Origin of the sequence: Nitrosopumilus sp. (assembly GCF_025698945.1) — an archaeon.
Lineage (GTDB): Archaea > Thermoproteota > Nitrososphaeria > Nitrososphaerales > Nitrosopumilaceae > Nitrosopumilus.
On the sequence record NZ_JAILWM010000001.1, the window covers coordinates 821,782 to 828,616 of the forward strand.

The window sequence follows — 6,835 nt, forward strand, 5'->3', positions numbered from 1 at the left end:
AATTCATTATAGTAAAAAATAGAAAAAGATTGAGTTTAGTACCAATCTAAGGTACTGGTGGTAATGTTGGTATTACTTCCCATAAAGGAATCATACCTGCATCTTTCATTTCAGAAGCTACTTCATCAGTGTAAAGACCATGAATGTTTACTGCTGGATGTGCAATGCTGTTTTTACCCATTGGTGGGACTGCATCGCTTGGATTGCCCAATGCATAAGCATATGAGGCTACTGGTGCTGGAATTACTCCTGCATCAACTAGTCTTGGGTTTAATCCAAATGGATCACCTGCTACAAAGACTGTAGCTGCGCCAGTGTAAATTGCTGCATAGTCATGATTTACTGCTGCGTATGCACCTGGTTCATCAAAGACCAAGTCAACAATCATGTTTTGTGAGCCACCGAGTAACCATGTTTCAGTTGCTGCGGATTGTACTCTATTGCCTTGTGTAACTCTATCCAAGATTTCTCCAACAATGTGGAAGAATACTGGTTCGTTACCATGGTTTTCAACAAAGATTCTCACGTGTTGATCATTTTCAACAAACAAGAGTTGTGATTGGTATTGCTTGTGTTCAAGTCCATTCCATGGTTGTGCAACAAAGATGTTCTTGTTTGCATCACCTTTTACAAGAATGTTATGTAACATATTTGGTACATAACCAAATTGCATTCCGTTAACAACTGTTGCAGTGTTATGATGTTGGAACATTGCTCCTGCATCATAATTGCCTTCAGGTGTTAGATACAATTGATTGTATTGGAGTTGGAACTCTAATGCATCTGCATTGTAGAACTTTCTGTCTAGTTTTACTTTGTTGTCAACTACTTTTGTTTTCTCCACCATTAGTTTCTTGTATCCATCGATTGGATCAACTATTGCAATTCCGTACATGCCGGAAAGAACGTGTTGGTCCATACCAATTAATTTAACACCAGAACAATGGTATTTGAAAACACCAGCAGCTTCAGCAATGTAACAATACTGGCTAGTTTCGCCAGGATTAACAGACTCGAAAGCTCCTGCAGAGATTTGTGATGCATGCATGTCGTTACCGTGTCCAGTAACTTCATCAGCTGGAATTGAAAGTGTCATTTTGACAACATCGCCTTGTGTAACTCTTAGGGTTGGTCCTGGGACTTGTCCACTAAAGGTCATGGCATTGTATGTTTTTCCTCCCATGATTGGAAGTGTAACACTCTCACCAGTTAGATTAAACTCAACGACTTTGCGTCCAGAATCTTCTAGTGCTCCACAATCAGTTTCTGCGAATGCTTCAGGCATTACAAGCTGTAAACCGCCCATTTGATGGATTTTCTCAATTACATCGACATCCATTTTGTTGATATCGAGTGATTGTCCAGCAATTTGGGTTTGTGTGTATGTGCTTCCGAATAAGGTTGCTCCCATTACAGCTACTGCTGCAATTGTAAAGAGCATACTAACGCGCTTATTCATTATGCACCGTGAACTACGATTCCTATATAATAATTACCCTGAACCATGTTGTGAATTTATGAAAATCTCCCAAAAAGAATGAATAAATGGCTTTCATACAACAAAGTCTACATGAAATTCAGATTAGATCAAGACTCGCTTGGCAAGGTCAAAATCCCATCTGACGCATACTATGGTGCATTTACTGGAAGAGCAATAAAGCAATATCATGTGACTGGAAACAAAAGCCATGAAAATCTGATAAAGTCATTTGTAATGATAAAAAGATCTGCTGCAGTTGCAAATATGAAAACAAAGGCAATTGATGTAAAGAGAGGCAAAGCAATAGTTTCGGCTTGTGATAAGATACTTGGAGGAAAATTTGTTGATCAGTTTGTAGTCGATATGATAAATTCTGGAGCTGGAACAGCATTTAACATGAATTCAAACGAAGTCATTTCAAATGTTGCATTGGAGATTTTGCATAAAAAGAAAGGACAGTATGAATTCTTACACCCTAATGATCATGTAAACATGTCACAATCAAGTAACGATACTTATCCAACTGCGATGCATGTTGCAATTTTGATGAATCTCAAAGATACAATTCCGGCAATAGATATTTTGATAAAGTCACTTTCAAAGAAAGCAAAACAATTCTCATCATTTAAAAAAATTGGAAGAACCCACCTAATGGATGCTTTACCAGTTACATTAGGAAGTGAGTTTGAAGCTTATGTTACATCAATTACTAAAGCAAGAAATGAGATTGCTGCGGCTCAAAAAGAATTACAAAATGTTGCACTAGGTGGAACAGCGGTTGGTTCTGGCGCAAATACACCAAAAGGGTACAGAAAAATTGCAATAACAGAATTATCAAAAATTTCTAAGCTTTCACTCAGACCAGAAAAAGATATGCAGCATGGACTACAAAGTAAATTTGCTGTTGCAAATCTATCAAGTTCGTTGAGAAACTTGGCATTAGAGATTGGCAAGATTGCAAATGACATTAGATTAATGGCATCAGGTCCCATAGCAGGATTAGCTGAGATTGGAATTCCTGCAGTTCATGCAGGTTCATCAATTATGCCAGGAAAAGTAAACCCATCCTTAGCAGAGTGCATGAACATGGTTTGCTTTAACATAATTGGAAATGATACTGCAGTTGCATATGCAGCACAAGGAGGACAATTTGAGTTAAATGTCATGTTGCCTGGAATGTTAAAGTGCATGTTAGAATCAACAGATATGCTCAAGAACTTTTTACCGATATTTTCTGCAAATCTTATTGATGGTCTCACTGCCAACAAAAGCAAACTACGTGAAGATATTGAAAATAGTCCAGTAATTGTTACATTACTTACTCCAAAAATTGGTTATCTAAAATCTGCTGAACTATTCAAAGAATCACTAAAAACAGGGAAGACGATTAGAGAATTAGTTGTTTCAAAGAAATTAATGAGTAACAAAGAAATCGATGCTCTCTTTGGATAGATAATGGCAAAAATATTTGTAGAAGCATATGGATGCTCGGCTAGTTTTGCAGATTCAGAAATGATTTCAGGACTAATACTAAATGGAGGACATTCATTAGTCGAAGATTCATCAGAGTCAGATCTTAACATTGTTGTAACATGTTCAGTCAAAGATGCAACTGCCAATAAAATGATTCATAGAATAAAATCACTTAATTCAAAACCACTAGTTGTTGCCGGATGTCTTCCAAAGGCAGAAAAGAATACAGTAGAGAAATTCTCGGAAAATGCCAGTTTACTAGGACCAAATTCACTAGGTAAAACTCTACAGGTAATTAATTCAGCACTAAGTGGAAAAAAGCAAATAGCATTAGAGGATTCAGATCTATCCAAAGTAGGACTTCCCAAAGTCAGACTAAATCCAGCAGTTGGAATTGTAGAGATTGCAAGTGGGTGTATGAGTGAATGTACATTTTGCCAAACCAAATTATCAAAAGGGGATCTTTCTAGTTACAGATTAGGAGATATTGTAAGACAAGTTAAAACTGAAATTAAAGAGGGTTGTAAGGAAGTATGGTTAACATCAACAGATAATGGTTGTTATGGATTTGATATTGGAACAGATCTCCCATCTCTGGTAAATGCAGTAGTAGAGATTCCAGAGGATTTCATGGTCAGAGTAGGGATGATGAATCCAATGTACATGCCCAGAATCAGAGAGGACTTGATAGAATCTTACAATAATTCCAAAGTCTTCAAATTTCTACATATTCCAGTTCAAAGTGGTAGCGATAAAGTACTCCATGATATGAAACGAGGACACACTGCTGGAACATTCAGAGACATAGTAAGTAGGATTAAAAAGAGATATGCTGACTTTACAATCTCAACTGACATCATAGTAGGATTTCCTTCAGAGACAGAAGATGATTTTCAAAAAACAATCGACTTGTTAAATGAAACAAGGCCAGATGTAGTCAATCTATCCAAATACAGTGCAAGACCAGGTACAGATGCTGCTGAATGGAAGCAAGTAGATGTTGGAGAAGTGAAAAGAAGAAGTAAAATTATTTTTGAGCAGATCAACAATATATCGCTAGAGAATAACAAAAAGTGGATCGGTTGGAGAGGCAAAGTTCTATTTGATGAAAAGACTGAAGAAGGAATCAAAGGAAGAAACTTTGCGTACAAGCCTGCCTTTGTAAGAAATGATGTAGACATTGGACAATCACATACTGTAGAAATTACGGATGCTACCATTAGTGGCCTGATTGGTAAGATCGCAAGCTAAATTTTTTAGATCTAAAATTTGATTAAAAAAACGTAAGAAGGTTTTTTATCTAAATCATCAAATAGGATCTGAAATGAGTTTTAATGTAAAAGAACCAGTTTTAGTAATTGGCCTTGGTGGCGTAGGCTCAAAATTAGCAATTAAATCCAAAGAGGCTCTAAATTCAGATTGTCTTCAAATTAGTAACAATTCTAAAGATTTCTCCAATGAGAATCCAGCTATTCACGTGTCTACTGATTCAATAATTAATCCATCAGTTCAGTTAATCAGAGGCTCAACATACAAAAATGCCGATGAAATTAGAGAAGAGATTTCAAGCTATTCTACAGTAATTTTAATGAGTAATTTAGCTGGCAAAGCAGGCTCAGCTATGGCTCCAGTAGTCTCAGAGATTTGTAAAGAATCCGGTAAAGGATTAATTTCATTTGCAATAATGCCATTCAAGTATGAAAAAGATAGAATTTTCAATTCTGGTGTTGCTCTAAAAAGAGTTAGAACGAATTCAGATTGCACAATAGTTCTAGATAATGACTCGCTTCTCGAAAGTAATCCAGATTTGAGTCCAAAGGCTTGCTACGAGATTGCAAATGGTGCAATAATGCATGTTGTAGAGTCACTTGGAACATCAGATATTACTGCTGAAACTAGCATTCTTACTTCTAGTAAAGAAGGACAAAACATTGAAGATTCACTTAGAGATTCGCTTAAAATGCTATATGGAAACGCACCACCAAACTCAGTTAAACGTTCTATGATCTACGTAGTTGGCGGAAATAACATTCCAGCAGGAGTATTAAATTCCATTACCAATTTGACAAGTGGTATTCTTAGTGAGAGTAACTCACAGATCGACATGTCTTCTACTGCAGATGAATCCAAAGTTGTAATGTTATCATCAATTCAAGGTATGACCAAATTTGATAATTATGATCCACTTGGAATGATTCCTCAAGAAGACACACTTGATTGGTCTACCCCAGACTGCAGTATTGACTGTAAACTAGATTTATACCAATTAGAATAAAATTATTTTTTAAGAATATAATTTTTTGAAAGATATTATTTTTAAGATTCTTTCTTTTCTTCTTTAGCTGGAGTTTCTTTCTTTGGTGTTTCTTTAGCTGGAGTTTCTTTCTTTGGTGTTTCTTTAGCTGGAGTTTCTTTCTTTGGTGTTTCTTTAGCTGGAGTTTCTTTCTTTGGTGTTTCTTTAGCTGGAGTTTCTTTCTTTGGTGTTTCTTTAGCTGGTGTTTCTTTAGCTGGTGTTTCTTTAGCTGGTGTTTCTTTAGCTGGTGTTTCTTTAGCTGGTGTTTCTTTAGCTGGTGTTTCTTTAGCTGGTGTTTCTTTAGCTGGTGTTTCTTTCTTTTCTTCTTTAGCTGGAGTCTTTATTTTATCATCAATTTTTTTGGTGTCTTTTTCAGCAGTAATTTTTGATTCTGCTTCTTCATCATAACGTGAAACTAAAACATAACCTTCATCAGTCTTACTCATTCTGACTCTAATTTTTCTTGGTGGACTTCTAACTCCTCTAGCCCAAACTTGATGAGCTAACTCTTCTTCAATTTTAATATCTTCAACTTTCATATGATGTCTTGCAAATTCTTTAATCATGTTTGTTGCTCTAACAGCCCTGTGTTGAGATTGAGAGAGTAAAGCCTTACCCAGATTGATAGTATAAACTCGTTCTAATTCTTGAGACATCTATCCAACCTCCACATCTGTAGATCTCCAAGCTCTACGCTTTGGATTGGTTCTAACACCTCTCTTTGTTTTGAGAATTATCCAAGCTGGTACTGGTGAAGCCTGCTTTGTTTTTTTAAGCAGACGAATCTTTCTTGGAGAAGACTTACGAGCAGCCATAGTTTTTCAGGCACGAAGAGCTCTTTTTAAATGAATCTCAGGTTTGAAGATGATTTCTAAGTTGTTTTAGAATTCGAGCAGAGGCTCCCCAGACTATTTGATTCTGATACTCAAATGTATACATCTCTTGAATGATGTTATGAGTAGGATCAGGATCTTTTGCCATTGTTTTTAAAAATGATTCAAAAGGAATATGAAAAATTTTTTCAACCTCACGATTAGCAGATAGTGGAGGAATTTCATCAAGAACTGAAACAAATGGTAAAATCAGGAATCCAGAATTCAAAGTAACAACAGGATCTAGTTGGCCAACTACCTGCTTTCGTGTAATTTCAAGGCCTATCTCTTCACTAGTCTCACGTAATGCTGTGTGAAGAAGATCCTGATCATCTTCTTCTAACTTTCCTCCTGGAAAAGATATTTCACCAGCATGAAATGTCATATGTTTTGGTTTTTCAGTCATTACAATTCTTGGCTCACTACCATAAATCACCACTAGAACAGATGCCAAACGATATTTTTCATCAAAATCAATTTTAGGATTTATGGGATTAGAAAATGTGGATTTTAACTCATCTAAATTCATCTTGAATCTTTCCTACTAGTCCTTGTTGGTTTTGGTATTCAAAGGTTTTAACCAAGGAGACAAAAAACGACAATATGACAATCAGATACGAAGCAAATCCACCAAAAATTTTACCTGGAGTAAACACGGATGAATCAGTATCAAAATTTCTCGATAAAATAAAAAGCATATCAAAAAAATGTGATGCA

At 36.0% G+C, this 6,835-nt stretch carries 6 protein-coding genes and 2 pseudogenes; 4 read left to right on the plus strand and 4 right to left on the minus strand.

The features are described 5' to 3' along the window. Positions 1 to 46: 46 nt before the first annotated feature. Positions 47 to 1,441: a multicopper oxidase domain-containing protein gene (locus tag K5790_RS05130; protein ID WP_297592997.1), complete on the minus strand. Its 1,395-nt coding sequence runs from the start codon at positions 1,439 to 1,441 to the stop codon at positions 47 to 49. A 129-nt stretch (positions 1,442 to 1,570) separates the two neighbouring features. On the opposite strand from K5790_RS05130, the gene K5790_RS05135 reads away from it, so the two are divergent. The 4 genes and pseudogenes from K5790_RS05135 to K5790_RS10775 form a co-directional block, all read left to right on the plus strand. After that, entirely contained in the window at positions 1,571 to 2,932 is a 1,362-nt protein-coding gene (locus K5790_RS05135) for an aspartate ammonia-lyase (RefSeq protein WP_297592937.1), read from the plus strand. Between the two features lie 3 nt (positions 2,933 to 2,935). Next, the gene (locus K5790_RS05140; protein WP_297592939.1) at positions 2,936 to 4,204 is read left to right on the plus strand and encodes a tRNA (N(6)-L-threonylcarbamoyladenosine(37)-C(2))-methylthiotransferase; all 1,269 of its coding nucleotides are present in this window, start codon (positions 2,936 to 2,938) and stop codon (positions 4,202 to 4,204) included. A gap of 73 nt (positions 4,205 to 4,277) precedes the next feature. Further along, positions 4,278 to 5,228 carry a cell division protein FtsZ gene (locus K5790_RS05145; protein WP_297592941.1) on the plus strand — a complete coding sequence of 317 codons (951 nt, stop codon included), beginning with the start codon at positions 4,278 to 4,280 and terminating at the stop codon, positions 5,226 to 5,228. Positions 5,229 to 5,351: 123 nt separating this feature from the next. Next, a pseudogene (locus tag K5790_RS10775) lies at positions 5,352 to 5,654 on the plus strand (pentapeptide repeat-containing protein); the annotation flags it as partial. Positions 5,655 to 5,674: 20 nt separating this feature from the next. Here K5790_RS10775 and K5790_RS10780 read toward each other — a convergent pair. The 3 genes and pseudogenes from K5790_RS10780 to K5790_RS05160 form a co-directional block, all read right to left on the minus strand. Then, positions 5,675 to 5,902: pseudogene (locus K5790_RS10780) on the minus strand (50S ribosomal protein L31e); the annotation flags it as partial. Further along, entirely contained in the window at positions 5,903 to 6,061 is a 159-nt protein-coding gene (locus K5790_RS05155; RefSeq protein ID WP_297592946.1) for a 50S ribosomal protein L39e, read from the minus strand. 37 nt (positions 6,062 to 6,098) lie between these two features. Further along, positions 6,099 to 6,647: a CoA pyrophosphatase gene (locus tag K5790_RS05160; RefSeq protein ID WP_297592948.1), complete on the minus strand. Its 549-nt coding sequence runs from the start codon at positions 6,645 to 6,647 to the stop codon at positions 6,099 to 6,101. Between the last annotated feature and the right edge of the window lie 188 nt (positions 6,648 to 6,835).